The sequence below is a fragment of the Lysobacter humi (ex Lee et al. 2017) genome, assembly GCF_054781815.1.
In genome coordinates, this window is record NZ_BAAGTR010000010.1 from 69,045 (window position 1) to 95,266 (window position 26,222).

Consider the following 26,222-nt stretch of genomic DNA (forward strand, 5'->3'; position numbering starts at 1 on the left):
GGCGATGTCGATCGACCTGCCCGCGCATAGGCGGCGCCGTCGTCGGCTGCGCGCGCTGCTCGTGTTCGAGCTCGTGGTCATCGCCACGCTGCTGCTGGACCTCGCCTTCCCGCTGCCGCTGCCCGATCCGCGCGATGGCGGCGCGGTGGTGCTCGCGCGCGACGGCACGCCGCTGCGCGCCTTCGCCGACGCGCGCGGCGTCTGGCGCTATCCGGTGCGCGCCGCGCAGGTCTCGCCGCGCTATCTCGAGGCGCTGATCGGCTACGAGGACCGCTGGTTCCATCGCCATCCGGGCGTGAATCCGGTGGCGCTGGTGCGCGCGGGCTGGCAGGCGGCGACGAACCGGCGCGTCGTCTCCGGCGGCTCGACGCTCACCATGCAGGTCGCGCGCATCCTCGATCCGCATCCGCGCACGCCCCTCGGCAAGCTGCGCCAGGTGCTGCGCGCGCTGCAGCTCGAGGTGCACGTCGGCAAGCGCGGCATCCTGCAGCTGTATCTGGACCGCGCGCCGTTCGGCGGCGCCGTCGAGGGCGTGGAGGCGGCGAGCTGGGCGTACCTGGGCAAGTCGTCGGCGCGGTTGTCGCATGCCGAGGCGGCGCTGCTCGCGGTGCTGCCGCAGGCGCCGAGCCGGCTGCGCCCCGATCGCGAGCCCGAGGCCGCGCGGGCGGCGCGCGACAAGGTGCTCGCGCGCCTCGCGCGGCAGGGCATCTGGCCGGCGTCAACCGTGCGCGAGGCGCGCATCGAGCCGGTCGTCGCGCGCAGCCTGCGCGCCCCGCGGCATGCGCCGCTGCTCGCCCAGCGCCTGCGGCAGGGCACGCGCGCCGCGCGGATCGCGTCGACGGTGGACCTCGACCTGCAGCGCGTGGTCGAGGCGCGCGTCGCCGCCTATTTCTCGTCGCTGCCCGAGCGCACGTCGGCCGCGCTGCTCGTGGTCGACAACGCGACGATGCAGGCGCGCGCCTACGTCGGCTCGCTCGACATCGACGATGCCGCGCGGCTGGGCCACGTCGACATGGTGCGCGCCTGGCGCTCGCCCGGTTCCACGCTCAAGCCGTTCCTCTACGGTCTCGCGCTCGAGGAGGGCCTGATCCATTCGGAGAGCCTGCTCGTGGATGCGCCGCAGTCGTTCGGCGACTACCGCCCGGGCAACTTCGACGTCGCCTTCAACGGCCCGGTCAGTGCCGCCGACGCGCTGCGGCTGTCGCTCAACGTGCCGGCGGTGGACCTGCTCGACCGCGTCGGCCCCGCGCGCTTCGATGCAAGGCTCGCGCATGCGGGCATCCGCCTGAAGTGGCCGGCGGGCGCGACGCCGAACCTGTCGATGATCCTCGGCGGCACCGGCGCGAAGCTCGAGGACCTCGTCGGCGCCTATGCCGCGCTGCAGCGTGGCGGTGTCGCGGCGCGCGTGCGCTACCGGCCCGGCGATGCGCTGGTCGAGCGACGCGTGCTGAGCGAGGGCGCGGCGTGGATCGTGCGCGACATGCTCGAGCGCACGCCGCGGCCGGGCAGCGTCGCCGACCTGTTCGATGCCACCGGGCGCACGCGCGTGGCCTGGAAGACCGGCACCAGCTACGGCTATCGCGACGCCTGGGCGCTCGGCGCGACGCGGCGGTACACGGTGGGCGTCTGGGTCGGCCGGCCCGACGGCACCGCGATGCCCGGCCAGTACGGCGCGCTGACCGCGCTCCCGCTGCTGTTCGAGATTGTCGACAGCCTGCCGCGCGGGCGCGGCGATGCGCCGTCGCGGCCGCCGGCCTCGGTGGATGCGGTCGACATTTGCTGGCCGCTCGGCACGGCCGCGGAGGCACAGGACCCGGCGCTTTGCCATCGCCGCCTGCGTGCCTGGTCGCTCGACGGCACGGTGCCGCCGACGCTGCCCGAGCGCCAGGGCCGTGCCTGGAACGCCGGGGTCGAGCAGCTCGAGCTCGATGCCGCGACCGGTGCGCGGTTGTCGGCCGAGTGCACGCGCCCGCACGTGCCGCGCGCGGTCGCGATCGCACGCTGGCCGGTGCTCGCCGTGCCCTGGCTCACCGCGCGCGAGCGCGAGGCCTCGACGTTGCCGCCGCTCGCACCGGACTGCGCCGACGACGGCCGCGCCGCCACCGCCGCGCTGCACATCGATGGCGTGCGCGACGGCGCGCGGCTGGCGGCCGGCGATGGCGGGCCGGTGCGCATCGAGGTGCGCGCGCTCGGCGCCGACGGACCGGTGCGCTGGCTGCTCGACGGCCGCCTCGTCGCGCAGGCCGTCGGCGACTCGCCGACGCCGCTGGCCCTCGACACGCCCGGCGAGCACACGCTCACCGCACTCGCCGACAGCGGCGCCTGGGCCCGCATCGGCCTGCGTGTGCTCGCGCGCTGAGCGGTCAGCGCGACGCGCGTGCCGCGCCGACCTCGCCCAGCGTGCTCGCACCCGGCGCGACGACGTGCAGCACCCCGCCCAGCAGCAGCGCACCGACGGCCACCGCCGCGAACGGCGCGATCGTGCGGCGCAGCGCCACGCGCCACCAGCCCTCGGCCTCGATGCGCCGCAGCCGCCGGTAGAGCCCGCCGGCGATCGCGGCGTCGACCACGAGCTCGGCCATCAGCACCGGCGCGCTCCACACGATCCACGCCATCGCGATCACGCCGCCGAGGACGACCACGGCCGCGACGACCGCCGCGAGCACCGGGATCGCCGCCTCGTCGCCGGGCAGATCGATGCCGTCGAGCATGCCGCCGCTGCTCGCGGCATCGAGCGTGCCGGCGTCCCAGCCGGCACTCGCACCGCCGCCGCCGCTGCGCCCGCCCGCGCCGCTCCATGCCCCGGTCCCGCTCCCGCCCCCACCGCCGGAGCCGGAGCCCGACGGCAGCGCATCGACGAGCGAGCCCGGCTCGTCGCGCCAAGCGAGCCACAGGCGCAACTGCACGAGGAAGGCCACGTAGGCGAGCGCCGCGGCGAGCGGATAGCGCAGCCACATCGCGTCCATCCCCGCCGCGTGCAACATCCACGAGGCGAGCAGCCCGACGGCCGCGGTGAGCAGCACGATCGCGCTCATCTGCAGGCGCGGCAGGCTGTCGCGCTCCAGGCGGCGGCGGACGCGGGCGATCTCGCTGGGTCGATGCATGGCGGCTCCCGGGGCGGTCGTCCGGAGCATACGGGCGATGCTGCGTCCGACTGACACGGCGCGCCCCGCGGCGCCCCGCACTGCGCCGCACTGATCCGTTGCACCGGCGTGCATCGGCCCGGGGCCTTCGCGGCCTATAACGTCGTCAGTCCCCGTGAGCTGCCGCCATGCCTGAACTCGTCATCCCCGCCCGTCGCAAGGATCTCGGCGGCTTCGAGGTCGGCCGCGTGCTGCCCGCGCCGCTGCGTCGCATGGTCGGGCCCTTCATCTTCTTCGACCACATGGGCCCGGTGGACTTCGCGCCGGGGCTGCCGCGCAGCGTCGACGTGCGTCCGCATCCGCACATCGGCCTGTCCACGCTCACCTACCTGCTCGACGGGGAGATCATGCACCGCGACAGCGTGGGCTCGGTGCAGCCGATCCGGCCGGGCGAGGTGAACTGGATGACCGCGGGCCGCGGCATCACGCACTCGGAGCGGTTCGAGCGCGCGCGCATCGAAGGCGGGCGGCTGGACGGCCTGCAGGCCTGGGTCGCGCTGCCCGAGGCGGACGAGGCGACCGATCCCGGCTTCGTCCATCTCGATGCCGACGCCCTGCCGGCGTTCGGCGAGCGCGGCCTGCGCGGTCGGCTCGTCGCGGGCAGCGCCTTCGGGCTCGTCGCGCCCGTGCCGGTGCATTCGCCGCTCTTCTACCTGCACCTCGAGCTCGACGCCGGCGCCACCGGCCCGCTGCCCGCCGAGCACGCCGAGCGCGCGCTGTACGTGGCGCGCGGCACCGTCGAGGTCGAGGGGACGCGCTACGCGCCGGGCCACATGCTGGTCCTGCCCGCGGGCGCGGGCGTGGACTACCGCGCGGTCGACGGGCCGGCCACGGTGATCGCGCTCGGCGGCGCGCCGGTGGGCCCGCGCTACATCGAATGGAACTTCGTGGCCTCGTCGCAGGACCGCATCGAGCAGGCCAAGGCCGACTGGCGCGCCGGGCGCATGAAGCTCCCCGACTTCGACGATGCGGAATTCATCCCGCTTCCGGAGCCCACGCCGCCGCCGGAACCGATGTCCTGAGCGCTCCGCACCGGGCGGCGGTGATAAACTGGCGTGCCCGGTGGAGCCGTTCGCGCGCCCACCGCGTCCGTTCCGGATCCCGGATTCAACCGGTCATACGCGCCCCGCGGCGCGCCCAAGGTGGATCGTGCGTAATTACGACCTCGAGTTCCTCAAGAAGTTTTCGATGCTGATCGGGTTCCTGTTCCTGGTCATGCTCAGCCTGATCCTGGGCGCGCTCTACCTGCACGGCGCGCTGCCGCCCGAGCGCGACCCGGCGATGAACCGCGTGACCGAGTCGCGCATCGCGCCGGTCGGCGCGGTCTACGCGGGCCAGACCGGCGCCGCGCAGCAGGCCGCCGCGGCGGCGGCTGCAGCGGCGGCGGCCGCCTCGCAGGTCGCCTACGGCGGCACCAAGGACGGCTCGGTGATCTACGGCCAGCTCTGCGCCGGCTGCCACGGCTCGGGCGCCGGCGGCGCGCCGACGCTCGTCGCCGCGCAGTGGGGCGGCCGCATCGCGCAGGGCAAGGACACCCTCCACAAGCATGCGATCGAGGGCTACCAGGGCAATGCCGGCGTGATGCCCGCCAAGGGCGGCAACCCGGCGCTGACCGACGAGCAGGTCGTCGCCACCGTCGACTGGATGCTGGCGAACCTCAAGTAAGCCGCGCCCCGATCGCGACCGACGCCGCCTCCGGGCGGCGTCGTCGTTTCCGGCCTCCACCCGGCCTCAAGGCCCCGCCCGCTAGGCTCTCGCGCATGCCCCAGCCCCCGTTCCCCACCGGTGCCGCCCTGCTCGCGGGCGCGAGCGTCGCGGTCCTGCTCGACGGCCCCGCCGGCCCCCTCGAGGCGGTGGTCGATGCGCCCGAGGCGGATGTCGCGGCGCTCCCGCTGGTCGTCGTCTTCTGCCATCCGCTGTCGACCGAGGGCGGCAGCCTGTCCAACAAGGTGGTGACGATGGCCTGCCGCGCGCTGCGCGAGCTCGGCGCCACCACCGTGCGCTTCAACTTCCGCAGCGTGGGCAAGTCGGCCGGCGAGTTCGACGAGGGCGAGGGCGAGTCCGACGACCTGCGCTGCGTGGTCGACTGGGTGCGCGCCGCGCATCCGTCGCAGGCGCTGTGGCTCGGCGGCTTCAGCTTCGGCGCCTACGTCAGCCTGCGCAACGCGGCGGAGCTGCAGCCGGGCCTGCTGATCTCCGTTGCGCCGCCCGCGGGGCGCAGCTGGGACTTCGACGCGATGCCGCTCTACACCGGCCCGTGGCTGGTGGTGCAGGGCGATGCCGACGAGATCGTCGCGCCGGACAAGGTCTACCGCTGGATCGAGCACGTGAGCACGCTGCGTGCGGCACCCGAGCTGATCCGCATCCCGGAGACGAGCCACTTCTTCCACGGCCGGCTCATGGACCTGCGCGGCGCGATCAAGGCCGGCGTTCGCGACCACCTGCCGGCGCCGGCGCATGGCTGAGCCCGCATCGCGCCCGTCGGCGCGCTATGCCGAGGCCGTCGCCCGTGGCGACATGCGCTTCGACGCGGCGCAGCAGCCGGCACTCGCCGAGCTCGACCGCCTGCACGACGCGCTCGTCGCACCGGTCGCGCGCGGCCTGCTCGACCGCTGGTTCGGCGCGCCGCCGGCGCCACCGCAGGGCCTGTATCTCTGGGGCGGCGTCGGCCGTGGCAAGACCTATCTCATCGACCTGTTCTTCGACGGCCTGCCCTTCGAACAGAAGCGCCGCACGCATTTCCACCGCTTCATGCGCGAGGTGCATGCCGCGCTGCGCGAGCACGCCGGCGAGCGCGATCCGCTGGTGGCGATCGCGCGCGGCTGGCGCGAGTCGATGCGCGTGCTCGTGCTCGACGAATTCTTCGTCAACGACATCGGCGATGCGATGCTGCTCGGGCGCCTGCTCGAGCGCCTGTTCACCGAAGGCGTCGCGCTGGTGACGAGCTCGAACACCGAACCCAGGAACCTTTACCTGCACGGCCTGCAGCGCGAGCGCTTCCTGCCGGCGATCGCGCTGCTGGAAACGCACTGCCGCGTGGTCTTCCTCGACAGCGCGACCGACTACCGCCTGCGCGCGCTCACGAAGTCGCCGGTCTACCGCGCGCCGCTCGACGCCGATTCGGACGCCTGGCTCGCGACGCGCTGGCGCGAGCTCACCGCGGGCGCACCGGTGGAGCCCGGCCCGCTCGTGGTCGACGGCCGCGAGATCCCCACGCGCGGACGCGTCGAAGGCCATGCCTGGTTCGATTTCGCCGCGCTCTGCGAGGGCCCGCGCGCGGCCGCCGACTACATCGAGATCGCGACCGAGCACCACACCGTGCTGGTCGGCGGCATCCCGCGGCTCGACGACACGCGCGGCGACGCGGCGCGACGCTTCGTGCACCTCGTCGACGAGTTCTACGACCGCCACGTCAACCTCGTCTGCACCGCCGACGCCGAGCCGACCGAGCTCTATGCCGGCGACCGCCTCGGCGGCGCCTTCGAGCGCACCGCCTCGCGCCTGATCGAGATGCGGTCGGCGGAATACCTCGCACTCGAACACCGCGGCTGACCTCACGGCTGCTTGATCGGCGCCTGCGCATGCTCGCGAGCCCGCTGCCGCCGATGGCCTCCGTGCGCCCTCCGAACACGATTCCCGCGCGGTGCCTCGCGCCCCTGCTGCTGGGCATCGCGCCCACCGCAGGCGCACAGGCCCCCGACGCCGCCGAGCTCGACCGCGTGCAGGTCACCGCCACGCGCGTGGCGCGGCCGCTGGACCGCACGCCGGCCGCCATGACCGTGGTCGCGGGCGACGCGCTGCGCACGGACACCGCGGGCACCGCGCTGGCCGAGACGCTCGCGGGTGTTCCGGGCGTGCTCGCGCGCACGCGCCAGAACTATGCGCAGGACGAGCAGGTCTCGATCCGCGGCTTCGGCACGCGCGCCACGTTCGGCATCCGCAGCGTGCGCGTCTTTGTGGATGGCCTGCCGGCGACGTCGCCGGACGGGCAGGGCCAGGTCGCGCAGGTGCCGCTCGCGGGGCTTGCGCGCATCGAGGTGCTGCGCGGGCCGTTCGCGGCGCTCTACGGGAACGGTGCGGGCGGCGTGGTGCAGGCGTTCACGCGCGACGGCGGCGCGCCCGGGCAGCTCGGCATGGAGCTCGTCGGCGGCAGCTTCGACACGTGGCGGCTCAGCACCGGCTCGGCCGGCGCGCTCGGCGACTGGGCGTATTCGACGTCGAGCACCTACCTGCGCACCGACGGCTACCGCGCGCACAGCCGCACGCGCCGCGACGGGCTGCATGCCAAGGCGTCGCGCACGCTCGGCAGCGGACGGCTCACGCTCGTGCTCAACGGCTTCGACGCGCCGGACGTCGAGGATCCGCAGGGCCTCACCGCCGCGCAGGCCGCGGCGGATCCACGACAGGCGAGCGCCGCTGCCCTCGCGTTCGATACGCGCAAGTCCACCCGCCAGCTGCAGCTGGGCGCGATCTGGACGCAGCCGCTCGCGGACGGTGAGCTGCGCCTGCTCGCGTATGGCGGCGAGCGCCGCATCGAGCAGGTGCTCGGCACGCCGGTCGCGGCGCAGGCCAGCCCGCTCAGCGCGGGTGGCTGGATCGACCTGCGCTCGCCCTCCGCGGGCGTCGATGCGCGTTGGACCTGGCAGGGCCGCATGCGCGGCCGGCCGGTCGACGTCGTTGCCGGCCTCGACGTGCAGGCGCAGCGCCAGGATCGACGCGGCTACGAGAACTTCACCGGCACCGCGCTCGGCGTGCGCGGGCGTCTGCGCCAGCAGCAGGACGACGACGTGCGCAGCGTCGAGCCCTACGTGCAGGCGCACTGGGACGCGAGCGATGCCTGGACGCTCGCCGCGGGCCTGCGTGCGAGCCGCGTGCGCTTCCGCTCGCGCGACCGCTACGTCACCGCGGGCAATCCCGACGACAGCGGCGGGGTCGACTACCGCGGCACGTCGCCGGTGCTCGGCGCCACCTGGCGCGCCGCACCGGGCGTGTCGCTGCATGCGGCCTACGGCCACGGCTTCGAGACACCGACCTTCAACGAGCTCGCCTACCGCGCCGACGGCGGCAGCGGACCGAACTTCCGGCTGCGCCCGATGCGCTCGCGCAACGCGGAACTCGGCCTGCGGCTGGATCGCGCCGGCCTGCGCGGCGAGCTCACCGCCTTCCGCGCGACCACGCGCGACGAGCTCGCCGTCGGCAGCAGCAGCGGCGGGCGCACCGTCTTCCGCAATGCGGGCGACGCGCGCCGGCAGGGCGTCGAAGCCGCGGTGCGCGCGGATCTCGGCGGCGCCTGGCAGGCGCGCATCGCAGTCACCTGGCTCGACGCGACCTACCGCACGCCGTTCCCGGCCTGCGCGGGCCCGGGCTGCGCGACGCCTGCCGCGGTCGTCGCGCCCGGCACGCGCATTCCGGGCGTGCCGCGCACGCAGGCGCACCTCGTGCTGCGTCGCGGCGGCGCGCTCGGCTGGCACGTGCAGGGCGAAGCGCAGCACGTGGGCGGCGTCAGCGCGGACACCGCGGGCGCCGCACGCGCGTCGGGGTACACGCTGCTCAATGCCAGCGCCGGCTACGGCTTCGAGACCCGGCGCTGGCGCGGGCGTGTCTTCGGCGGCGTCACCAACCTCGGCGACCGCCGGCACGTCGGCTCGGTCATCGTCAACGAGGCGAACGGCCGCGCGTTCGAGCCGGGTGCCGGGCGCGCGGTGAACGTCGGCATCGCGCTCGACTACCTCGACTGACGACGCAGGCTCAGGCCGGCGCGCGCGCCTGCACGTCCACCGCGATGGAGGCGAGCAGGGCGAGCAGGCGTTCGATGTCCACCGGCTTGACGAGGTGGTGCTCGAAGCCGGCTGCCTTCGACAGCACGCGGTCGTGCGCCTGGCCGTAGCCGGTGAGCGCGACGAGCACCGCGCGGGGCACGCGCTCGCGCAGGCGCGTGGCGAGCTCGTAGCCGGAGATGTCCGGCAGGCCGATGTCGAGCACGCAGACGTCGATGGACGCGTCGGCGATCCGCAGCGCGCCTTCCGCCGTCGCGGCGGACCGCGTGGCATGCCCGGCGATGTCGAGGACCGCGACGAGCATCTCGAGCGCATCGGCATTGTCGTCGACCACCAGCACGCGCAGCGGGCGCGGCGCGACGACCGCGGGCGACACCGGTACCCCGGATGCCTGCGGCGCCTGCACGGTGTGCGGCAGGCGGACGCTGAAGCGACTGCCCTGGTGCAGGCCGTCGCTGTGGACAGCGACGTCGCCGCCGTGCAGCGCCACGAGGCTCTTCACCAGCGCGAGGCCGAGCCCGAGGCCGCCCTGCGAGCGGTCCGGCGTGCGCTCGGCCTGCGAGAACAGGTCAAAGATGTGCGGCAGCAGCGCCGCATCGATGCCGAGGCCGTCGTCGCGCACCGTGACCACCGCATGCGGCCCGTCGACCTCGAGGTCGACCTCGATCCGCCCACCCTGCGGCGTGTACTTCGCCGCGTTGTTGAGCAGGTTCGCCAGGACCTGCACGAGGCGCGTGCGGTCGCCATCGACGTAGGTGCCGCGCGGGACGCGGACCTGCAGTGCATGCGCGCGGGCGACCACCAGCGGGCGGGTCTGCTCCACGGCGGCCTCGACCGCGTCGGCGAGGTCGAGGGTCTCGCGCTCGAGCTGGATCAGGCCGCGGGTGACGCGCGAGACGTCGAGGAGGTCATCGACCAGGTGCGTGAGGTGGGACGCCTGCCGGCCAATGATGTCGGCGATCCGCTGCAGCTGCGCCTGCTCGGTCGCACTGGCGAGAAGGTGCGCGGCGGTACTGATGGGCGCGAGCGGATTGCGCAGCTCGTGGGCGAGCATCGCCAGGAACTCGTCCTTGCGACGGTCGGCGCGGCGCAGCTGCTCCTGCGCCTCGAGCTGGCGCGCGGCGAGCTCCTCGGCCCGCTTGCGCGCGAGCATCAGCTCGCGCTCGTAGGCGTGGCGGTCCTGGGCGACGAACACGGCGATCGCGTCCTCCCAGCCGTCGTCGCGCGGGTGCCGCACTGCGTTCAGCACGATCGGCAGTGGCGGGCCGTCGGGGCGGGCGAGGTCGAGCTTCACCTCCGACACCGAGCCCTGCATCTGCAGCAGGGGCGCGAAGTGCGTCTGGTGAAAGATCTTGCCGCCCACGGTGAGGAGGTCCTGGAAGCGCCGGCGGCCGACCAGTGCATCGGGCTCGACCTGCACCCAGCGGCAGAACGTGCGGTTCGCGCGCAGGATCGTGCCGTCGCGCCCGGTCATCAGCAGACCGCAGGGCGCGTCCTCGTACAGCGCGTCGCTCTCGCCGCGCGTCGGATCCTCAGGCGGGCTCACGGACCACGCCGAGCGATTCGAGGAAGCCGTCCATGGCCTCGATGCTCTCGCAGGGCGCGCTCAGGTGCGGGCAGTGCCCCACGTTCTGGATCACGCGCAGGCTCGAACGGGGCAGCTGGCGATGCAGGTATTCGCCCACGCTCTGCGGCGCGATGAGGTCGTCGCTGCACTGCAGGATCAGCGTCGGCACCTGCAGGCGCGGCAGGTCCGCGCGGTTGTCGGACAGGAACGTCACGCGCGCGAAGTGGCGCGCGATTTCCGGATCGGTGCGGCAGAAGCTGTTGGTCAGCTCCTCGCCCAGATGGGGCCGGTCCGGCGCGCCCATGATCGCCGGCGCCATCGTGCTGGCCCAGCCGAGGTAGTTGCTGTCGAGCGTCTCGAGCAGCGAGTCGACGTCCGCGCGCGAAAAACCACCGACGTAGTCGCCGTCGTTGATGTAGCAGGGCGAGGGCCCGAGCCACATCTGCGCCGCGAACAGCTCGGGCGCCTTGATGCCGGCGAGCAGGCCGATCATCGCGCTGACCGAGTGGCCGACGAAGACGGCCGGGCCGTCGGTCGTCGCGCGCATCACCTCGATCAGGTCGTCGGCATGCGCCTGCAGGCTCGAGTAGCGCCGCGGCTCGTATGCCGCGAGGTCGGACCGGCCGCTGCCGACGAGGTCGTAGCAGACGGTCCGGTGGCGCCGCGCATAGTGCGGGGCGACGAAACGCCACATCGACTGGTCGCAGCCGAAGCCATGGGCGAACACGAACGCGGGCGCGCCTTCGCCGCAAGTGGTGACGTGGTGGCGCTCTTGGATCGACATCGTGGGTCCCGGCGGTGCGGCGAAACGGCCTATTGGAGTGAAGGCTATGTCAAAAGGCCGTGTACGTCCGCGGCCCCCGGCCGGTCGCGGCACGCGGGTTCATGTTCGCCGTAGGATCACGCTTCCCCGTCCCGAGCCGTCCCGAATGAAATCCCGCGCCGCCGTCGCCTTCGCCCCCGGTGAACCGCTCCGCATCGTCGAGATCGACGTCGCCCCGCCGCGCGCCGGCGAGGTGCTGGTGCGCATCACGCACACCGGCGTCTGCCACACCGACGCGTTCACGCTGTCGGGCGACGATCCGGAAGGCCTGTTCCCGGTGGTGCTCGGCCACGAGGGCGCGGGTGTCGTGGTCGAGGTCGGCGAGGGCGTGACCTCGGTGAGGCCCGGCGACCACGTGATCCCCCTCTACACCGCCGAATGCGGCGAATGCCTGTTCTGCAGATCCAACAAGACCAACCTGTGCGTCGCGGTGCGCGCCACGCAGGGCAAGGGCGTGATGCCGGACGGCAGCTCGCGCTTCAGTTACGAGGGCCAGCCGCTCTACCACTACATGGGCTGCAGCACCTTCAGCGAATACACGGTCGTCGCCGAGGTCTCGCTCGCCAAGGTGAATCCCGACGCGAACCCCGAGCATGTCTGCCTGCTCGGCTGCGGCGTCACCACCGGCCTCGGCGCGGTGCACAACACGGCGAAGGTGCAGGAAGGGGACTCGGTCGCGGTGTTCGGCCTCGGCGGCATCGGGCTCGCGGTGATCCAGGGCGCGCGCCAGGCGAAGGCGGGCCGCATCGTCGCGATCGACACCAATCCGTCGAAGTTCGAGATGGCGCGCCGGTTCGGCGCGACCGACTTCGTGAACCCGAAGGATCACGACAAGCCCATCCAGCAGGTGATCGTCGAGATGACCGGCTGGGGCGTCGACCATTCCTTCGAATGCATCGGCAACGTCGAGGTGATGCGCGCGGCGCTGGAATGCGCGCACCGCGGCTGGGGCCAGAGCGTGATCATCGGTGTCGCGGGCGCCGGGCAGGAAATCTCCACGCGGCCGTTCCAGCTCGTCACCGGGCGCAGATGGCTGGGCACGGCCTTCGGCGGGGTGAAAGGCCGCAGCCAGCTGCCGGGGATGGTCGAGGACGCGATGCGCGGCGACATCGAGCTCGCGCCGTTCGTCACGCACACGATGCCGCTGGACGACATCAACCGCGCGTTCGACCTGATGCACGCGGGCGAGTCGATCCGCAGCGTGGTGCACTTCCGATGAGGCGCATCGAGCGCCATGCATCGTTCGGCGGGTTCCAGGACGTCTACGAACTCGATTCGCAAACGCTCGGCACCACCACGCGCGTGGGCGTCTACCTGCCGCCGCAAGCGCTCACAGGCCCGTGCCCGGTGCTGTACTGGCTCTCGGGTCTGACGTGCACCGAGCAGAACTTCATCACCAAGGCGGGCGCGCAGAAGTGCGCGGCGCACCACGGCCTGATCCTCGTCGCGCCCGACACCTCGCCGCGCGGGCCGGGCGTGCCCGACGCCGACGGCTACGACCTCGGCATCGGCGCCGGCTTCTACGTCGATGCGACACAGGCGCCGTGGGCCGCGCACTACCGCATGCACCGCTATGTCGTCGACGAGCTGCCGGCGTGGGTGGAGGCGAACTTCCCGGCCAGCGAGGCGCGCGGCATCAGCGGGCATTCGATGGGCGGGCACGGCGCCCTGGTGATCGCACTGCGCAATCCGCGGCGCTACCGCAGCGTGTCGGCGTTCGCGCCGATCGTCGCGCCGACGCAGGTGCCCTGGGGCGAGAAGGCGTTTTCCGCCTACCTCGGTCCCGACCGCGAAGCCTGGCGCGACTGGGACGCCTGCGAGCTCGTCGCGTCCGCGCCCGAGCGCCTGCCGCTGCTCGTCGACCAGGGCCTGGCCGACGAATTCCTCGAGACGCAGCTGCAGCCCGAGCGCCTGCGCGAGGCCTGCGAGGCGGCCGGCCATCCGCTCGAGCTGCGCCTGCGGCCGGGCTTCGACCACAGTTACTACTTCATCGCGTCCTTCATCGACGAGCACCTCGCGCACCATGCGGAGATGCTGCGCGGCTGAGGCGCGATGCGGGCGGTATCGGGGCAGCCGTCGCGGTGGCGATGCGTCGCCGCCCGTGCCGCGGCCAACGTCGCGTCGTCAGGGCGCCGGCACGTGCACGCGGCGGCGCATCAGCCGCAGGCCTGCGTAGACGAGCACGAGCGCGGCGAGCGAGATGCCGATCGCCTGCCATTCCTCGGGCTTCAGCGTGGTGCAGATGGCCGCCATGATCGCGAAGCCGACGATCGGCATCAGCGCGCCGCCGGGCATGCGGAAGGGCGCGCCGCGCTCGGCGATGCCGCGACGCTGCAGCTGCCACGCGCCCAGCGCCACCGCGGCGTAGACGAGGCAGATCGCGCCGCCGGAGATCGCGGCGAGCGCGTCGAACGTGCCGCCCACCGCGAGCACGCAGGCCAGGCCCGCGTGCGTGGCCAGGCCCATCAGCGGCACGCGGTGGCCGGCGCTCACGTGGCCGTAGGCGCCCGGCAGGTAGCCGTCGCGCCCGAGCGCGAACAGCAGGCGCGAGGAGCCGAGCAGGTTGCCGAGCAGGAAGCCGGCCATCGACACGCAGGTCGTGACGAGCAGCAGCGTGCGGCCGCCGTCGAAGATCTCGCCGGCCGTCTCCGCCAGCGGCACGTCGCTGGTCGCCAGCCGCGCGCCTAGCAGGCCCTGCCCGACGATCTGCAGGCCGAGGTAGAGCGCGACCACCAGCAGGATCGCCACCAGCGTCGCGCGCGGCACGTTCTTCGCGGGGTCGTCGAATTCGCCGGACGGCACCAGCGCGGTCTCCAGTCCGGAGTAGGCGAACATCACCAGCACCAGAGAACCGCCGAGCGCGGCGAGCGAAGGCACGTCACCCGGTGCGAAGCTCACCTGGCTCCAGTCCACCAACGGCAGGCCGATCAGCACCAGCAGCGCGAGCGGCGCCAGCTTGATCGTGGCGAGGGTGGCCACCGCGCGCGCGCCCAGCTTGACGCCGAAGGCATTGAGCGCGAACAGCAGGCCGTAGGTGCCGATGATGAGCGCGGCGCGCGCGCCGTCGCCGCCCAGCGAAGGCGCGAGGTTCGCCACCTGCTGCGAGAACGAGGCCGCCACCGCTGCGCTCGAGGCGACGTGGCTGATCCACATCAGCGCGCCGGCGACGAAGCCCACGAACGGCCCGAAGGCGACCGAGAGGTACGTGTACGGCCCGCCGGTGGCATGCGTGCGGCTGCCGGCGGCGGCGAAGCACAGCGCGATCGGGATGATCGCGAAGGCGCCGACGATCAGCGCGAGCGGCGCCGCCTGCCCGACCTGCGCCGACAGCGCGCCGGGCATGCGGAAGATGCCGCCGCCGATGGTGGAGTTGATCACCGCCGCGGCGAGCGCGAACACGCCGATGGCGCGGACGAGTGCGGCATCGCCCTGCAGCAGGCGGGAGGAGTCGTTGGCCACGGTCAGCCCGATGAATGGAAAGTGCGCGCAGCGTCGCATGCCGCGCGCGCTTTTGCAGCCGAGGCCATGGAAAGCTGGGATAGCATCGATGCCCCGCTCACGAAGTGCCCCCATGCGCCCCACGCTCGTCACCGCCTCCCTCGCCGCGGCGCTCGCCGCGCTCTCCGTGCACGACGCTCGCGCCGCCGCGCGGCCCGAAGTCGATGCCGCCGCGCAGGCGGTGGGCGCGCAGGTCGTCGCCTGGCGCCGCGACTTCCATCAGTACCCGGAGCTCTCCAACCGCGAGGTGCAGACGGCGAAGAAGGTCGCCGATGCGCTGCGGAAGATGGGGCTGAAGCCGCGCACCGGCATCGCGAACCACGGCGTGGTCGCGATCATCGAAGGCGGCCGCCCCGGCCCGAAGCTCGCGCTGCGCGCCGACATGGACGCGCTGCCGGTCACCGAGCGCGTCGACCTGCCGTTCGCGTCGAAGGTCACGACCACGTTCAACGGCCAGACGACGGGCGTGATGCATGCCTGCGGGCACGATGCGCACACCGCGATCCTGCTCGGCATCGCGCAGTCGCTGGTGAAGATGCGCGCCGAGCTGCCCGGGCAGGTGATGCTCGTCTTCCAGCCGAGCGAGGAAGGCGCGCCCACCGGCGAAAAGGGCGGCGCCGCGCTGATGCTGGAGGAAGGCCTGTTCCGCGACTTCAAGCCCGACGCGATCTTCGGCCTGCATGTCTTCTCGACCCTGCAGGTCGGGCAGGTGGCGGTGCGGCCGGGCCCCCTGATGGCGGCGTCCGACCGCTTCGCGATCACCGTGAAGGGCCGGCAGACGCACGGCTCGCGGCCGTGGGGCGGCATCGATCCGGTCGCCGCGGCGGCGGAAGTCGTCACGAGCGCGCAGTCGATCGTCGCGCGCCGCACCGACATCGCCAGGCTCCCGGTGGTGGTGAGCTTCGGCGCGGTGCACGGCGGCATCCGCTACAACATCATCCCCGACGAGGTGCAGATGATCGGCACCATCCGCACGTTCGACGAGGCGATGCGGCAGAAGGTGTTCGCGGACCTGAAGAACGTCGCCACGCACGTCGCCGCCGCGCACGGCGCGACGGTGGATGCGCAGGTGCCCGACGCGCCGGGCAATCCGGTCACCTTCAACCACGTCGACCTCACCGCGCGCATGCGCCCCAGCCTGGCCGCGGTGGTGGGCGATGCGAACCTGCTCGAGCCCCCGCTGCAGATGGGCGCCGAGGACTTCTCGTACTACGCGAAGGAAGTGCCGGGCCTGTTCTGGTTCGTCGGCGCGACGTCGAAGGGCACCGATCCGGCCGCCGCGCCAAGTAACCATTCGCCCGAGTTCCGCCTCGACGAGGGCGCGCTCGACGTTGGCCTGCGCACGATGCTGCAGGCCACGCTCGACTTCCTGCACGGGAAGGCGACATGAGCACGACGCTCGATCCGGCGATCCCGCTGGGGCGCAGTGTCGACTACCCGCGCGAGTACGATGCCGCGCTGCTGTTTCCGATCCCGCGCGCGCAGGGCCGCGCCGGGCTCGGCATCGCCGCGCCGCTGCCGTTCACGGGTCACGATCGCTGGCATGCCTACGAGCTGTCGTGGCTCGATCGCCGCGGCAAGCCGCATGTCGCCACGGCGACGCTGTGCGTGCCGGCGAGCTCGCCGAACCTCGTGGAATCGAAGTCGCTCAAGCTCTACCTCAACTCGTTCAACTCGACGGTGTTCGACGGTTACGAGGAGGTGCGCGCGCGCATCGCCGCGGACGTCTCGCATGCGGCCGGTGCGGACGTCAGCGTCACCTTCGGCCTGCCGCCGATCGATCGCCGCCAGCCGGCGGTACTGCTCGATGCGATCGAGACCGACATCACCCACTACGGTCCGCCCGATGCCGGCCTGATCGCGCTCGACCCCGCGCGGGGCACGGTCGACGAGGTGCTGACCAGCGCGCTGCTCAAGTCGAACTGCCCGGTCACCGGCCAGCCGGACTGGGCGCGCGTCACCGTCGCCTACCGGGGCGCGGCGTTCGAGCATGCGAGCCTGCTGCGTTACCTCGTCTCCTTCCGCGACCACTGCGAGTTCCACGAGCAGTGCGTGGAGCGGATCTTCGTGGACCTGCAGGCCGCCGGCGCGCCGGAGCGGCTGTCGGTCGAGGCGCGCTACACGCGGCGCGGCGGGCTCGACATCAATCCATGGCGGGCGACGCCCGGCACGCCGGCGCCGGCGGCGGCACGCGACGAACGGCAGTGATGCGCGTCGCGGATTAACACGGGCGTCCCTCCGGCTTAACGCGTCGGCGGCGACGCTGGCCGTCGACTCACCGGCGCGTGCGCCGGCTGCCGCTCAGACGTCGTGCCCGCCGCTCATCGCGGTCGCGACCGCCGCTTGAAGAGGTCCGCAGTGCGGGGCGACCCGGCGCGACGACGAGTCGCGCCGTTTTTTTGCGCCTCGCACGCCGCGGACTACCATGGCGCCCCCATCGCCCGGCCCCGCCCATGAAAGCCACCCCGCCGCTCACCGACGCGCAGATCGAACGCCTCGCCGACCTGCTCGACCAGCGCGCCGTTCCGTTCCGCGGCCTGAACCTCGAGGCGCTCGACGGCTACCTCACCGCGATCGCGCTGTCGCCGTCGGCGGTGCCGGTGGAGGAGTGGTCGCCGCCGGTGTGGGGCAGCGCGCCGCCGCGGTGGGCCGACGAGGACGAGGCGCGCGAGGTGCAGGGCCTGCTCGCCAGCCATGCCGCGATGGCCGAGCAGCGCGTGCGCTTCGGCGACGACGACCTGCCCGACACGCTCGCGCCGCTGCTGTGGCTGCCGGAGAACCTCGACGAGCACGAGGACGACGAGCTCGACGTCGGCCGCGACTGGGCGGCCGGCTTCTTCGCCGCGGTCGAGCTGCGCGAGGCCGAGTGGGAGGGCTGGCTCGACGAGAACGACTGGATCGAGGAGATCTTCGACCTCCTCGACCGTCTCGCCAGCGGCGAGATCGTCGCCGAGGACCCCACGCAGCCGGGCGAGCCGATCGAGTACAAGCAGCGGCTGGAGATCATCGGCTCGCTGCCGGCCATGCTCAACGACCTGCACCAGCACCGCATCCACATGCTCACACCGCGCGAGCCGATCCGCCGCGAGGCGGGGCCCGCGCGCAACGAGCCGTGCCCCTGCGGCAGCGGCCGCAAGTACAAGAAGTGCTGCGGGAGCGGCACGGCGGCCTGACACGGCGGTCAAGAAACCCGCGGTACGGTCGATAGCCGTTCTCAGCGCCCCGCTGTCGACCCGTCCGCTCCATGGCCATCGCCCCCGTGCCCCTGCCGGTTCCGGACGCCGATCCCTCGGTGCGCCCGCTCGCGCGCAGCCTGGGCGACCTGCTCGGCGCGCCGTCGCTGGGCGATCTCGCCGAGCGCATCGTCGCCTACCTCGAGGCCGCCGGCTTCGACCGGCCTCTGGTGTGGACCGGCGCGGCCGGCGCGCTGCACACCGGCGCCGGACGCAGCGTGGTCGACGAGGACTACGCGCTCGTCTACCGCGCCTCGGCCGCACCCGGCCGGGTGGTGGGCGACGCCGCCGGCCGCATCGCCGCCTGCGTGCCGGGTCCGCAGGCCGCCGGCTTCGGCCTGCTCGTCGACGACGCGCCCGGCCAGGCTACCGCGCTCCAGGCGCAGTGCCGCCTGCTCGCGCCGGTGGTCGGCGCGGTGCTGCAGAAGATCCGGCTGACCGAATCGCTGCACGACCTCGGGCGCTCCGAGCAGCTGCAGTCGGCGCTGTTCGCCATCGCGGACATGGCGAGCTCGGGCATGGACATCAATGCCATGCTGCGTGAACTGCACGCGATCGTCGGCCGCTTCATGTACGCCGACAACTTCTACATCGCGCTGTACGACGAGCAGACCGACGCGCTGCGCTTCATCTACCTGGTCGACACGAAAGACCCGATCATCCGCGACGCCAACGAGTTCATCCCGATGTCGGTGATGGAGCACGGGCTGACGTGGTACCTGATCCGTGACAAGCGCCCGCTGATGGGCTCGATCAGCGAGATCCATGCGCAGATCACCGGGCCCAAGCGTTCGATCGGCGTGGGCTGCTACGACTGGCTGGGCGTGCCGGTGCTGATCGGCGACCGCGTGCGCGGCGTGCTGGTCGTGCAGAGCTACGTCGAGCGCCCGCGCTACACGCCCGCCGACCAGGCGCTGCTGTCGTACGTCGGCAGCCACATCCTCACCGCGCTCGATCGCAAGATGGCGCAGGAGGAGCTCGAGCGTCGCGTCGAGGAACGCACGCAGGCGCTCACGCTGGAGGTGCAGGAGCGCCAGCGCTCGGTGCGCATCCAGGAGACGCTCTACCGCATCGCCGAACTCTCGCACACGGCGACCGACCTCGACGAGTTCTATGCCGCGGTGCATCGCATCGTCGGCGAGCTGATCGATGCGCGGAATTTCTACATCGCGCTGCTGGCCGAGGATGGCGCGCACCTGCACTTCCCGTACTACGTCGACGCCTTCCGACAGCAGCGCGAGAGCCGGCGACTCGGCCGTGGGCTCACCGAATACGTGATCCGCGAGGGCCGTGCCTGCCTCTTCGACGCCAACGACGCGGCGAGCCATGCGGAAATGCTCGAGCTCGAGGCCCGCGGCGAGATCGTCACCTCCGGCCCCGACTCGCACGTCTGGCTCGGCGTGCCGCTGGTGCTCGGCGACCGCGTCATGGGCGCGCTCGCGGTGCAGAGCTACACGCCGGGCGTGGGCTACACCACGCGCGACCGCGAGCTGCTCACCTTCATCAGCTACCAGATCGCCAACGGGCTGGAGCGTCAGCGCGCCGCGGCCGAGCTCAAGAACGCCTATGCCGGGCTGGAGCGCCGTGTCGCCGAGCGCACGAGCGAGCTGTCCGAGCAGATCGAGGTGCGCGAGCAGGTCGAACTGCGCCTGAAGCACGAGGTGCTGCACGACTCGCTCACCGGCCTGCCCAACCGCGCCTACCTGCGCGACCAGCTGGTGCGCGCGATCGCGCATCGCGAGCGCGATCCGTCGCATCATTTCGCGGTCCTGTTCATGGACCTCGACCGCTTCAAGGTGATCAACGATTCGGTCGGCCACCTCGTCGGCGATGCACTTCTCAAGGAAGTGGCGCGGCGCTTCGAGGCCTGCATCCGGCCGGGGCGCGACATGGTCGCCCGCCTGGGCGGCGACGAGTTCGCGATCCTGATGGAAGTCGACAGTGCGGACGCGCCGCTGCGCATGGCGCAACGCGTACTCGATGCATTGAAGGACCCGGTGCGCGTCGGCGGCAAGGAGCTCTTCACCGGCGCGAGCGTGGGCATCGCGCTCAGCTCGCCACGCTACTCGAGCCCGGAGGACCTGCTGCGCGATGCCGACATCGCGATGTACCGCGCGAAGGCCGGGGGGCGGCACCGCTTCGAACTGTTCGACGAGGACCTGCACGACGAGGCGCTCCAGCTGCTCGAGGTGGAGAGCGACCTGCGCCGCGGCCTCAAGCGCCATGAGTTCGAGCCCTATTTCCAGCCGATCGTGCGCCTGTCGGACGCGCGCGTGATCGGCTACGAGGCGCTGATGCGGTGGAACCATCCCGAGCGCGGCGTGCTCGCACCGGGTGCGTTCCTGCACGTGGCCGAGGCCAGCGGCACGATGGAAGTGCTCGACTGGCAGATCTTCGAGCAGGCGCTCGAGATGATCCCGAAGCTGCTCGTGCCCGGCCAGTACGTCAACCTCAACTTCTCGCCGCGGCACTTCCGCTCCACGGATCTGGACACGCGCTTCCTCGAACTCATCGCCGCCAAGGGCGTGGATCCCTCGCAGGTACGCATCGAGGTCACCGAAGGCGCGCTGCTGGAGAATCCCGAGCAGATCGGGCAGGTCTTCGACCGCCTGCGCGAGCACGGCGTGCTGATCGCGCTGGACGACTTCGGCACCGGCTATTCGTCACTCTCCTACCTGCACCGCTTCAAGCTGCACACGGTGAAGATCGACCGCTCCTTCATCAACGACCTGCGGCTGGAGGACGAGGGCGGCAGCACCGCGGTGGTGCGGGCGATCCTGGCGCTCTCGCGCGCGCAGAAGCTCGAGGTGGTGGCCGAGGGCATCGAGAACGAGGCGCAGCGGCAGGCGCTGATGAGCCTGGGCTGCGAGCTCGGGCAGGGGTATTACTTCGCCAAGCCCGGCTCGCTCGGCTCGATCCTCGCCGCCCGCGGTCAGTGACGGGCGCGGCAGGCCAGCGGCCGCCTACTCTGCAGTCGGGTATGGACGCCGCGACGCATGCGCACGTACCCCAAGGTACCCGCTTCGCAACCGGTCGTGACACATTGCGATTCGTGCGATGCGCAAGCCCCGACGGATGCGATCACTCCTCGAGGCGGACCCCGGCCCGCGTGCCGAACTTCGTGGCACGGTCGAATTCATAGCTGCGACGCTTGGCGAGTTGCACCTGTGCGCGCAGCGCCTCCTGCGCGCGCAGGGCGGCGAGTTCGCAGTCGCGCTCGGCAGGCAGGGCTTCGAGTGCGGCCTGCGCGCCGTCCGCGGCGTCGAGCGCGTGTTGCCGGTGGACGTCCTCGTGCTCGACGAGGTTCGCGACGAGGCGCGTCCAGCGTGCCCGCAGCCGCGGCGCCGCGTTCGTGGCCGTCCAGCGCGGCAGCGTCGTCACGATCTCGACCCGCACGCGCGGGCTTTCGATGCGGCAGCCCGCAATGCCGGCGACCGGCGTGTACCGACTGCGCACCTCCCACGCCGTGTACGCCCAGGCACGCCGCCCCTGATGCAGCGGACCGCGCTCGGCCATCTGCCGGGTGAGCGTCGTCGCATCGCCGCCGTCCACGTCGTAGGTCTCGATACGCTCGTCGACGTCGATGCCGGCATCCCCCGCGGTGGCGGACAGCGGCATCGACGAGGCGATGCAGAAGGCGAACAGTCGATGGAGAAGCATGTCGGGCATCCGGGTGGCGGCTGGTGCACGACGCGCGGCGGCCGGGCCTGCCCGGATCGCGAACGGCGACGCTCACCGCGAAGAGGCTAACCTTCCGGCGGTCCGCCCGGAATGCCTCAATGCTGTCTCCGTCCCGCCAGCACATGCTGGGCTTCGCGCTCGCGCTCGCCCTGGTCGCGCTCATCGGCATCCAGATGCGGCGCGTGCAGGACGCGCTGCTGCAGGCGAATGCCTCGGTGACGCGGAGCCTGCAGCTGATCACCGTCATCCAGGGCACGCTGTCGGCGCTGCAGGACGTCGAGACCGGCATGCGCGGCTACGTGATCACCGGCGACGCGCCGTTCCTCGGGCCGTATCACGCCGGGCGTGCGGACGTCGCGCTGCGACTGCGTGAGCTGCATGCGCTGCTGGGCACCGTGCGCGACCGATCCGATCGCCTGCATGTGCTCGACGCGGCCGTCGAGCGCCGCCTCGAGCTCGCCGCCGCGAACGTCGACGCGCGTCGCGTCGAGGGCGCGGCGGCCGCGGCCGAACGCGTGCGCACCGCGGGCGGACGCGAGGCCATGGACCGGGTGCGCGCACTGCTCGGCGAGCTCGAGGCGCGCGAGCGCGATCGGCTCGCCGACGAGCATCGCCAGGTCGAACGCCTCGTCGAGCGGAGCCGGCTGTTCACGATCGTCGGTGGACTCGGTGCGCTCGCATTGCTGCTGGCGGCGCTGGCCTCGGTCGACCGCAGCCTCCGCGTACGCCGGCGTCTCGCCGCCGAGGCGCAGGCCGCGGCGGCGCGCCAGGCCGCGCTGCTGCGCGCGATCCCCGACACGCTGTGGGAGCTCGGGCCGGACGGCCACACGCAGGGGCTGTCGGCCGGCGCGCCGTCGACGCCGCACGCCGCGCTGCAGGCCCGGCTGCGCGGGCAGCCCGTCGGCGATGACGGCGCCACCGCGCCGTTCGACTGGGCGGCCGACGACGGCACCGAGTACGAGGTGCGCAGCGTCGATGCGGGCGGAGGCCGCCTCGTGATCGTCCGCGACATCACCGAGGCGTCGCGCAACCGCCGCGCGGTGCGCGACCAGCGCGAGTTCCTTCGCACCATCGTCGACACCGACGAGAACCTGATCGCGGTCCGCGACGCGGCCGGTCGCTTCAGCCTCTGCAACGTCGCGTTCTGCGACGTAGTCGGGCTCGATCCATCGCAGGTGGAGGGCCACGCGCCGGAGGCCATCGCCGGGCACGAGGGCCTCGCGCCGCTGCTGGACGGCGATGCGGCGGTCGCCGACGGCGCGGACGAATGGCGCGCCGCGCAGGTGCACCTCGTCGATGCCGCCGGCGCCGACCGCTGGCTGCAGGTGCTCAAGCGCGCGCTGGTGCTCGCCGACGGCACGCGCCACGTGCTCACGGTGGCCGTCGACATCACCGCGCGCCTGCGCGCCGAGCGGCTCAAGGACGAGTTCATCTCCACGGTGAGCCACGAGCTGCGCACGCCGCTCACCTCAATCCGCGGCGCGCTCGGGATGGTCGTCGGCGGGCTGGCGGGCGAGGTCCCCGAGGGCGCGCGGCCGCTGCTGGACATCGCGCAGAAGAACACCGAGCGCCTGGTGCGGCTCATCAACGACATCCTCGACATCGAGAAGCTCGAATCCGGCCGGCTGAAGCTGCAACTGCGCACGAGCGGCCTGCGCACGCTCGCGCAGCAGGCGGTCGAGCAGATCGGCCCCTATGCCGACGGCTTCGGCGTGGCGGTGGTGCTGGCGCCCGGCGAGGACGGCGAGGCGGAGGTCGACCCGGACCGCTTCGGCCAGGTGATGGCGAACCTGCTGTCGAACGCGATCAAGCATTCGCCGCCCGGCGGGCGCGTCGACGTGGGCCTCGCGCGCGTCGACGACGGCCTGCGCCTGACGGTGGCCGACGCCGGCGAGGGCATTCCGGAGGCGTTCCGGCCGCACGTCTTCGAGCGCTTCGCGCAGGCCGACGCCTCCGACGTGCGCCGGCGCGGCGGCACCGGCCTCGGGCTCGCGATCACCCGCTCGCTGGTCGAGCAGATGCGCGGGCGGATCAGCTTCGAGACCGCGACCGGCGCCGGCACGCGCTTCGCGGTCTGGCTGCCGGCGGCGGCCCCGACGGCCGCGCCGCGGCCCACCGCGGGCGACGCGCCGCGCATCGTGCTGCTCGCCGCCGAGCCCGCCGTCGCCGCCGAACTGGTGCGCCTGCTCGCGATGCAGGGCGTGATATGCGACCTCGCCACCGATCCCGCGCAGGCCCGCGCGCGCCTGGCCACGCCGGGCGTGCGCGGGCTGGCGATCGACCTCGCGCTGCCGGGCGGTGCGGCGCCGGCCTTCCTGCGCGAGGTCCGCCTGCAGCCGCGCTACCGCCACCTGCCGGTGCTGCTGCTCGGCGTGGAGGCCGCGCCGGAGCTGCGCGGCGGCGCGGTCGGGGTGGTCGACTGGCTCGACAAGCCGCTCGATCCCGGCCAGGTGGCCGCCGCGATCCGCGGCTGCCTGCAGGGTCGGCGCGAGCGGCCGCAGGTGCTGCACGTGGAGGACGATCCCGACGTGCGCGACGTGCTGCGCGGCCTGCTCGCGAGCGCACCGCTGGACCTGCACGCCGCCGCCACGCTGGCCGAGGCGCGGATCGAGCTGGCGCGCCGCCGGCACGATCTCGTCGTGCTCGACCTGATGCTTCCCGACGGCGACGGTGCCGAGCTGCTGCCCGAGCTCGGCGAGGCGCGGCCGCCGGTGCCGGTCGTCATCTTTTCTGCCCAGGACCGCGTACTCCCGGAGAGCCGCGGCGTGCTGCAGCGGCTGGTGAAATCACGCAGCGATGCCGCGGCGCTGGCGAGCCTGATCGCGGAGAATCTGCGCCACTGGCCCGCCACGGCGGCTTCCGAGGAGACCCCATGACGTCGAATCCGCAGGTGCTGATGGTCGAAGACGAGGAGGACGTCGCCTTCATCGTCCGCTTCCTGCTCGAGCGCCACGGCTTCGGGGTCGAGCACGTCGCCGACGGCCGTGCCGCGCTCGATCGCATCCGCTCCGGGCCGGTGCCGGACCTCGTGCTGATGGACCTGATGCTGCCGTTCCACGACGGCCTGGAGCTGGTCGAGCGGCTGCGCGGCACGCCCGGCTGGGCCGCCGCTCCCGTGCTGATGCTGACGGCGAAGTCGCGCGAGGCCGACATCGTCCGCGCCCTCGAGCTCGGCGCCGACGACTACGTCACCAAGCCCTTCCAGCCGGAGGAGCTGCTCGCCCGGATCCGCCGCCTGCTGCGGAGGGCGGGATGAGCCGCCGCCTCGTGCTCACCCTCGCGCTGCTGGCCGCACTGCCGGCAGCAGCGCAGGCCCCGGACGCGATCGCGCAGGCGCGGCGCCTCGTGGAGGCCCGCGACTTCGCCGGCGCGGCGGCCGTGCTGGAGCAGCGCCTCGCCGCGCAGCCCGCCGACGGCGACGCCCGCCTGCTGCTCGCCCGCGTGACCGCCTGGGGCGGTGACCCGGAGCGCGCGCTGCCCATGTATGTGGCGATGCTCGCCACGCGCCCGGACGATCCCGACGTGCTGTTCGGCTACGGCCAGGCGCTGCTGTGGTCCGGCCGTCCTGCCGAGGCCGTGGCGGCGCTCGAGCGCGCACTGGCCCTCGCCCCGGGCTACGCCGACGTGGTCACCCTGCTCGCGCAGGCCCGCGCCACGACGGCCCCGGTGCCGCCGCCCGACGCCGGTCGCGCGACGGGCGGCGCCGCAGGCCCGGGACCCGGGGCGGTGATCCCCGACCCCGCGGCGCCCCTGACCGGCACGGCCACCGTCGCCGACGGGTCCGCGTCGCCGACCGAGCCGCCGGCGACCGCCGACCGCCGGCGCCGCCTCGTGCTCTCCGCCCGCCACGACCGTCTCGACGGCGCCTACGACGACTGGGATGCCTTGCGGCTCGACGTGGTGGCCCTCCCGCGCGATCGCGTCGGCGCTTACGGGGCGGTCTTCGCCGAGCGCCGCTTCGGCCTCGTCGACCGCGGCCTCGAGGCGGGCCTGGTGCTGCCGCTCGGCGACGGCTGGACACTGCAACCCGAACTGGGCGTGGTGCCCGGCGCCGACGTGCTGCCGCGCCAGTACGGCGACCTGCGCCTGCAGAAGGTCTGGACCGGCGGCTGGGTGGGCGCGGCCAGCCTGCGCCACAGCCGCTACCGCGACGTGGACGTGCAGCGCCTCGCACTCGGCATCGAGCGCTACGCCGGCGACTGGCGCTTCGGCTACACGCTCAACACCACGCGGCTCGCCGGGCGCTACGCCACCGGCCATGACCTGCGCGCGGTGCGGGCCTACGGCGACGGCGGCGAGGTCGGTGTGCAGGTCGCCTCCGGTCGCGAGGCCGCCCTGCTCGGCACGCAGGTGGTGGCCAGCGAGGTCACCGCGGCCACGCTGTTCGGGCGCCACCCGCTCGCGACCGACTGGCGCCTGCTCTGGAACATCGGCGGCGTCGACCAGGGTGATCTCTACACCCGCCGGGGCATCGGGCTCGGGCTGGAGCGCCGCTTCTGA

The 26,222-nt window shown here is 73.1% G+C and carries 20 protein-coding genes; 15 read left to right on the forward strand and 5 right to left on the reverse strand.

Going from position 1 to position 26,222, the window contains the following annotated elements; all coding sequences use genetic code 11:
• Window positions 1–4: 4 nt before the first annotated feature.
• Entirely contained in the window at window positions 5–2,359 is a 2,355-nt protein-coding gene (gene pbpC / locus ACYVJJ_RS10755; protein ID WP_460833467.1) for a penicillin-binding protein 1C, read from the forward strand.
• Window positions 2,360–2,363: 4 nt separating this feature from the next.
• On the opposite strand, the gene ACYVJJ_RS10760 is transcribed toward pbpC, so the two are convergent.
• A complete protein-coding gene (locus ACYVJJ_RS10760; protein WP_460833469.1) occupies window positions 2,364–3,104 on the reverse strand; it encodes a hypothetical protein in 741 nt (246 codons plus the stop codon).
• 167 nt (window positions 3,105–3,271) lie between these two features.
• Between ACYVJJ_RS10760 and ACYVJJ_RS10765 the strand changes: the two genes are divergently transcribed.
• From ACYVJJ_RS10765 to ACYVJJ_RS10785, 5 genes are all read left to right on the forward strand, one after another.
• Window positions 3,272–4,165, forward strand: coding sequence for a pirin family protein (locus ACYVJJ_RS10765; protein ID WP_460833471.1), 894 nt, complete (start codon window positions 3,272–3,274; stop codon window positions 4,163–4,165).
• 127 nt (window positions 4,166–4,292) lie between these two features.
• Complete coding sequence (locus ACYVJJ_RS10770; protein ID WP_460833472.1) at window positions 4,293–4,808, forward strand: c-type cytochrome; 516 nt, start codon at window positions 4,293–4,295, stop codon at window positions 4,806–4,808.
• Window positions 4,809–4,903: 95 nt separating this feature from the next.
• A complete protein-coding gene (locus tag ACYVJJ_RS10775) occupies window positions 4,904–5,608 on the forward strand; it encodes an alpha/beta hydrolase (protein WP_460833474.1) in 705 nt (234 codons plus the stop codon).
• Entirely contained in the window at window positions 5,601–6,695 is a 1,095-nt protein-coding gene (zapE, locus tag ACYVJJ_RS10780) for a cell division protein ZapE (RefSeq protein WP_460833475.1), read from the forward strand. The genes ACYVJJ_RS10775 and zapE overlap by 8 nt, the downstream gene beginning before the upstream one ends.
• 29 nt (window positions 6,696–6,724) lie before the next feature.
• Entirely contained in the window at window positions 6,725–8,881 is a 2,157-nt protein-coding gene (locus ACYVJJ_RS10785) for a TonB-dependent receptor family protein (protein ID WP_460833477.1), read from the forward strand.
• Window positions 8,882–8,891: 10 nt separating this feature from the next.
• Here the strand turns inward: ACYVJJ_RS10785 and ACYVJJ_RS10790 are convergent, their stop codons facing one another.
• Entirely contained in the window at window positions 8,892–10,466 is a 1,575-nt protein-coding gene (locus ACYVJJ_RS10790) for a hybrid sensor histidine kinase/response regulator (RefSeq protein WP_460833478.1), read from the reverse strand.
• Entirely contained in the window at window positions 10,453–11,271 is an 819-nt protein-coding gene (locus ACYVJJ_RS10795) for an alpha/beta fold hydrolase (RefSeq protein WP_460833480.1), read from the reverse strand. Before ACYVJJ_RS10795 ends, ACYVJJ_RS10790 begins: the two co-directional genes overlap by 14 nt.
• A gap of 145 nt (window positions 11,272–11,416) precedes the next feature.
• Here ACYVJJ_RS10795 and ACYVJJ_RS10800 point away from each other — a divergent pair, with 145 nt between their 5' ends.
• Together ACYVJJ_RS10800 and fghA are read left to right on the forward strand one after the other, a co-directional pair.
• Window positions 11,417–12,529: an S-(hydroxymethyl)glutathione dehydrogenase/class III alcohol dehydrogenase gene (locus ACYVJJ_RS10800; protein WP_460833482.1), complete on the forward strand. Its 1,113-nt coding sequence runs from the start codon at window positions 11,417–11,419 to the stop codon at window positions 12,527–12,529.
• The gene (fghA, locus tag ACYVJJ_RS10805) at window positions 12,526–13,356 is read left to right on the forward strand and encodes an S-formylglutathione hydrolase (protein WP_460833483.1); all 831 of its coding nucleotides are present in this window, start codon (window positions 12,526–12,528) and stop codon (window positions 13,354–13,356) included. Before ACYVJJ_RS10800 ends, fghA begins: the two co-directional genes overlap by 4 nt.
• Window positions 13,357–13,434: 78 nt before the next feature.
• Here the strand turns inward: fghA and ACYVJJ_RS10810 are convergent, their stop codons facing one another.
• Window positions 13,435–14,769: an APC family permease gene (locus tag ACYVJJ_RS10810; protein WP_460833485.1), complete on the reverse strand. Its 1,335-nt coding sequence runs from the start codon at window positions 14,767–14,769 to the stop codon at window positions 13,435–13,437.
• A gap of 112 nt (window positions 14,770–14,881) precedes the next feature.
• On the opposite strand from ACYVJJ_RS10810, the gene ACYVJJ_RS10815 reads away from it, so the two are divergent.
• From ACYVJJ_RS10815 to ACYVJJ_RS10830, 4 genes are all read left to right on the forward strand, one after another.
• On the forward strand, window positions 14,882–16,198 hold the full coding sequence (locus tag ACYVJJ_RS10815) for an amidohydrolase (protein WP_460833486.1): 1,317 nt from the start codon (window positions 14,882–14,884) through the stop codon (window positions 16,196–16,198).
• Entirely contained in the window at window positions 16,195–17,016 is an 822-nt protein-coding gene (queF, locus tag ACYVJJ_RS10820) for an NADPH-dependent 7-cyano-7-deazaguanine reductase QueF (RefSeq protein WP_460833488.1), read from the forward strand. Before ACYVJJ_RS10815 ends, queF begins: the two co-directional genes overlap by 4 nt.
• 245 nt (window positions 17,017–17,261) lie before the next feature.
• A complete protein-coding gene (locus ACYVJJ_RS10825; protein ID WP_460833490.1) occupies window positions 17,262–17,981 on the forward strand; it encodes a UPF0149 family protein in 720 nt (239 codons plus the stop codon).
• A 71-nt stretch (window positions 17,982–18,052) separates the two neighbouring features.
• Window positions 18,053–20,980, forward strand: coding sequence for a bifunctional diguanylate cyclase/phosphodiesterase (locus ACYVJJ_RS10830; RefSeq protein WP_460833492.1), 2,928 nt, complete (start codon window positions 18,053–18,055; stop codon window positions 20,978–20,980).
• 142 nt (window positions 20,981–21,122) lie between these two features.
• Here the strand turns inward: ACYVJJ_RS10830 and ACYVJJ_RS10835 are convergent, their stop codons facing one another.
• The gene (locus tag ACYVJJ_RS10835) at window positions 21,123–21,701 is read right to left on the reverse strand and encodes a DUF922 domain-containing protein (RefSeq protein ID WP_460833494.1); all 579 of its coding nucleotides are present in this window, start codon (window positions 21,699–21,701) and stop codon (window positions 21,123–21,125) included.
• Window positions 21,702–21,820: 119 nt separating this feature from the next.
• Between ACYVJJ_RS10835 and ACYVJJ_RS10840 the strand changes: the two genes are divergently transcribed.
• Genes ACYVJJ_RS10840 through ACYVJJ_RS10850 form a run of 3 tightly spaced genes read left to right on the forward strand, consistent with a single transcriptional unit; the run spans window position 21,821 to window position 26,222 of the window.
• Entirely contained in the window at window positions 21,821–24,598 is a 2,778-nt protein-coding gene (locus ACYVJJ_RS10840; RefSeq protein ID WP_460833496.1) for a CHASE3 domain-containing protein, read from the forward strand.
• Entirely contained in the window at window positions 24,595–24,978 is a 384-nt protein-coding gene (locus tag ACYVJJ_RS10845) for a response regulator transcription factor (RefSeq protein WP_460833497.1), read from the forward strand. The genes ACYVJJ_RS10840 and ACYVJJ_RS10845 overlap by 4 nt, the downstream gene beginning before the upstream one ends.
• Entirely contained in the window at window positions 24,975–26,222 is a 1,248-nt protein-coding gene (locus ACYVJJ_RS10850; RefSeq protein ID WP_460833499.1) for a YaiO family outer membrane beta-barrel protein, read from the forward strand. Before ACYVJJ_RS10845 ends, ACYVJJ_RS10850 begins: the two co-directional genes overlap by 4 nt.

Excerpts from the sequence above, each read along its gene's own strand:
- pbpC (WP_460833467.1), top strand. The coding sequence starts at position 5 with ATGTCGATCGACCTGCCCGCGCATAGGCGGCGCCGTCGTCGGCTGCGC.
- ACYVJJ_RS10760 (WP_460833469.1), bottom strand. The coding sequence starts at position 3,104 with ATGCATCGACCCAGCGAGATCGCCCGCGTCCGCCGCCGCCTGGAGCGC.
- ACYVJJ_RS10765 (WP_460833471.1), top strand. The coding sequence starts at position 3,272 with ATGCCTGAACTCGTCATCCCCGCCCGTCGCAAGGATCTCGGCGGCTTC.
- ACYVJJ_RS10775 (WP_460833474.1), top strand. The coding sequence starts at position 4,904 with ATGCCCCAGCCCCCGTTCCCCACCGGTGCCGCCCTGCTCGCGGGCGCG.
- zapE (WP_460833475.1), top strand. The coding sequence starts at position 5,601 with ATGGCTGAGCCCGCATCGCGCCCGTCGGCGCGCTATGCCGAGGCCGTC.
- ACYVJJ_RS10785 (WP_460833477.1), top strand. The coding sequence starts at position 6,725 with ATGCTCGCGAGCCCGCTGCCGCCGATGGCCTCCGTGCGCCCTCCGAAC.
- ACYVJJ_RS10795 (WP_460833480.1), bottom strand. The coding sequence starts at position 11,271 with ATGTCGATCCAAGAGCGCCACCACGTCACCACTTGCGGCGAAGGCGCG.
- ACYVJJ_RS10800 (WP_460833482.1), top strand. The coding sequence starts at position 11,417 with ATGAAATCCCGCGCCGCCGTCGCCTTCGCCCCCGGTGAACCGCTCCGC.
- fghA (WP_460833483.1), top strand. The coding sequence starts at position 12,526 with ATGAGGCGCATCGAGCGCCATGCATCGTTCGGCGGGTTCCAGGACGTC.
- ACYVJJ_RS10815 (WP_460833486.1), top strand. The coding sequence starts at position 14,882 with ATGCGCCCCACGCTCGTCACCGCCTCCCTCGCCGCGGCGCTCGCCGCG.
- queF (WP_460833488.1), top strand. The coding sequence starts at position 16,195 with ATGAGCACGACGCTCGATCCGGCGATCCCGCTGGGGCGCAGTGTCGAC.
- ACYVJJ_RS10825 (WP_460833490.1), top strand. The coding sequence starts at position 17,262 with ATGAAAGCCACCCCGCCGCTCACCGACGCGCAGATCGAACGCCTCGCC.
- ACYVJJ_RS10830 (WP_460833492.1), top strand. The coding sequence starts at position 18,053 with ATGGCCATCGCCCCCGTGCCCCTGCCGGTTCCGGACGCCGATCCCTCG.
- ACYVJJ_RS10835 (WP_460833494.1), bottom strand. The coding sequence starts at position 21,701 with ATGCTTCTCCATCGACTGTTCGCCTTCTGCATCGCCTCGTCGATGCCG.
- ACYVJJ_RS10840 (WP_460833496.1), top strand. The coding sequence starts at position 21,821 with ATGCTGTCTCCGTCCCGCCAGCACATGCTGGGCTTCGCGCTCGCGCTC.
- ACYVJJ_RS10845 (WP_460833497.1), top strand. The coding sequence starts at position 24,595 with ATGACGTCGAATCCGCAGGTGCTGATGGTCGAAGACGAGGAGGACGTC.
- ACYVJJ_RS10850 (WP_460833499.1), top strand. The coding sequence starts at position 24,975 with ATGAGCCGCCGCCTCGTGCTCACCCTCGCGCTGCTGGCCGCACTGCCG.